Origin of the sequence: Bartonella capreoli (assembly GCF_902813205.1) — a bacterium.
In the GTDB taxonomy this organism is placed as follows: domain Bacteria; phylum Pseudomonadota; class Alphaproteobacteria; order Rhizobiales; family Rhizobiaceae; genus Bartonella; species Bartonella schoenbuchensis.
On sequence record NZ_CADDZX010000036.1, the window covers coordinates 1 to 2395 of the forward strand.

A 2395-nucleotide genomic window follows, 5' to 3' on the forward strand; every position below is an offset into this window, starting at 1 on the left:
AGTAATTGGTGGCGATGCACGTGTTTACGGTGATGCTCAGGTTTACGGCAGTTCATATGTTAACGGTAATGCTCGAATTTATGGCCGTGCATGTATTTATTTTGGTGCACATGTTCACGGCAATGCACTGGTTTATGGTAATGCACAGGTTTACGGCGAAACAGAAATTTCCGGTGATGCAGAAGTTGCTGGCAATGCTCATATTTACGGCGTTCAAAAGATCTGTTCGGGTAAGCATTTTGGCGATGACGCAGAGGGTGATGTGAGTGCTTCCACTCAAAGTGAGTGCAACAGATAGGGCGTGATGATCATCGCCATTAAAAATGAGTTTTTATTCACAAACCGTTCCTTGTCTTTAGTTTAGGCACGAAGACAGGCTGGGTAATTTTATACTTAAAGAAAGAAGGAGATATGTGATGGCCACTCAAACACCCTGGGTAAAGTTTTATCATAATCAATTTTTACAAGAGCTTGAAGGTTTGAAAGCAGCAGAAGCTGCTGTTTACACAACATTGGTGTTGCTCATGATTAGTAAGGGCGTACCTATTTTAAACAATATTTCTCAATTAACAAATTTGTGTGGCTGTTCAGTGCAGACGTTTCGAAAGATATTAAAAGCTTTGATTAGCTGTGGTCATATTACTCGTTTAGAAGATGGCAGCTTATGGCATACCTCATTAGCATTTGATCTTGATATCAGTAATACACCTTCAGAAAAATAGGGGGGAAGTTATGTCAACTAAATTACCTTGGGTGCGAAGTTTTCCATCTGATTGCCTTGCCGATACGAGTGGAATGAAAGCATTTCAGATAGCAACATACGTAATATTGCAATGGCACATGCGTAGAAGTGGTGAACCTATTTTTTGTGATCAAAGTAAATTGGCACACAGTGCGGGTTGCTCGGTTAAAGCTTTTAATAAGGCATTAGATTTTTTATTGCGTGATCAAAAAATCGTTCGTTTAGAAGATGGCCGTTTATGGAGTTTGCAAATTGAAGAAGAGTTAAAAGATTGCAGTGAGCACTTAAATAAGCTTTCAGAAAGAGCTTCCAAAGCAGCAAAGGCGAGATGGGACAAACAAAAAAAGTTAGATGATTCATTAACAATCAGTGATGATGAAAACGCTAGTGATATGCTTAATCAATGCACAAGCAATGCTAAGCATGATGCTAACGCTATGCTTGTTGATGCCAATCACAATCACAATCACATATATAAAAAAACTAACACTATCGTGTTATCAAAAAAAGAAAATGCTTCAGAAGATTTAGCAACTGAAGTTTCGGTTCAAAGTGAAACAACCGATGATGCTGTTGAGCAGCAGTTGGATCACGATACCCCCACATCAGAAAACCAATCATCCGTTTCACAGCAAAAAAGCACTGAAAAGAAAACCAAGCGGTCTAGGAGTGAACGGGGATGCCGATTGCCTGAGGATTTCGAACCTGACTTGCAATACGCAATCGACAAGGGCTTAACGGAGAATGAGGCGTTGTTAGAGTTTGAGAGATTTAAAAACTTCTGGATAGCCAAGACGGGAAAGGATGCAACCAAAACGGATTGGCAACTGACATGGTACAACTGGGTTACTTCTGACTATGGAATTTTAGCTAAGAAAAAAGCGAAACTGGAAAAGGAAAAACAAAATGGTAGGTATGGAAATTATTCTCAGCGACAAAAAAGTTTCACCGAACGTCTTACAGAAAGTTTCGAAAGTTCCAGACATAATTTTTCATCTGGAGATGATTATGAAGAGGATCAACCGAGGGTATCCATCGACCTTCAAGAGTGGGAGCGAATTGACGAAGCAGGAGGAAGAAAGAGTCTTGGATGCTTGCAACCATCTACAGAGATTGTTCAGTGTGAAAGCTTCGGATGAACAGGTTAAGAAAGCTGCTTTTTTTCTCTCAAGTTTGAGAGTTCCAGCTAACACAGATCCCAATGTAGTTTCTTCATCCTACAAGCTGACACTCAAACAAGTTTCAGCATACGCTCTTGCAAAAGCTGTTGAAAATATTCTCGCCGGTCAGGTCAAGGAGATATCAAAGGTATTCATGCCCACATGTGCAGAACTTGTTTCCTATTGTCAGAAGCTAGAAAGTGATGTGCTTGGCAGAGTTTGGTATGTGCACAGAGCGATTGAAAATACACAAGCAAAGGCACTGAAAGAACAGGAGAGACGAGAGAATGTCATTCCATTCACAAAAACGGCTTGATGAGTTTTAGAACAGCAAAATAGAGAGAAGTGCTGATCACTTTTGGATTGGATATGCATTTAAATCGACAGAAAGGCACCTTAGAGAGAGATTTGGAAGTTTTTTGATGAATTCCACATCTGAAACATAAAACGCTCTGTACGGGGCTAATTTAAGGAAATTAGAACAGATGCGAAA

General features: G+C 40.0%; 3 protein-coding genes and 1 pseudogene. All 4 read left to right on the forward strand.

What is annotated here, in order from left to right; all coding sequences use genetic code 11:
• Nucleotides 1-298, forward strand: a pseudogene (locus tag J7R05_RS06980) (hypothetical protein); the annotation flags it as partial.
• Between the two features lie 118 nt (nucleotides 299-416).
• Nucleotides 417-722 (forward strand): DUF1376 domain-containing protein, encoded by a 306-nt coding sequence (locus tag J7R05_RS06985; RefSeq protein WP_208541741.1) that lies wholly within the window; start codon nucleotides 417-419, stop codon nucleotides 720-722.
• Nucleotides 723-732: 10 nt separating this feature from the next.
• Nucleotides 733-1881, forward strand: a complete 1149-nt coding sequence (locus J7R05_RS06990; RefSeq protein WP_208541742.1) for a DUF1376 domain-containing protein — start codon at nucleotides 733-735, stop codon at nucleotides 1879-1881.
• Nucleotides 1865-2218 (forward strand): hypothetical protein, encoded by a 354-nt coding sequence (locus J7R05_RS06995; RefSeq protein ID WP_208541743.1) that lies wholly within the window; start codon nucleotides 1865-1867, stop codon nucleotides 2216-2218. The genes J7R05_RS06990 and J7R05_RS06995 overlap by 17 nt, the downstream gene beginning before the upstream one ends.
• Nucleotides 2219-2395: the final 177 nt, after the last annotated feature.

Coding starts and splice junctions, on each gene's coding strand:
- J7R05_RS06985 (WP_208541741.1), top strand. CDS start 417: ATGGCCACTCAAACACCCTGGGTAAAGTTTTATCATAATCAATTTTTA.
- J7R05_RS06990 (WP_208541742.1), top strand. CDS start 733: ATGTCAACTAAATTACCTTGGGTGCGAAGTTTTCCATCTGATTGCCTT.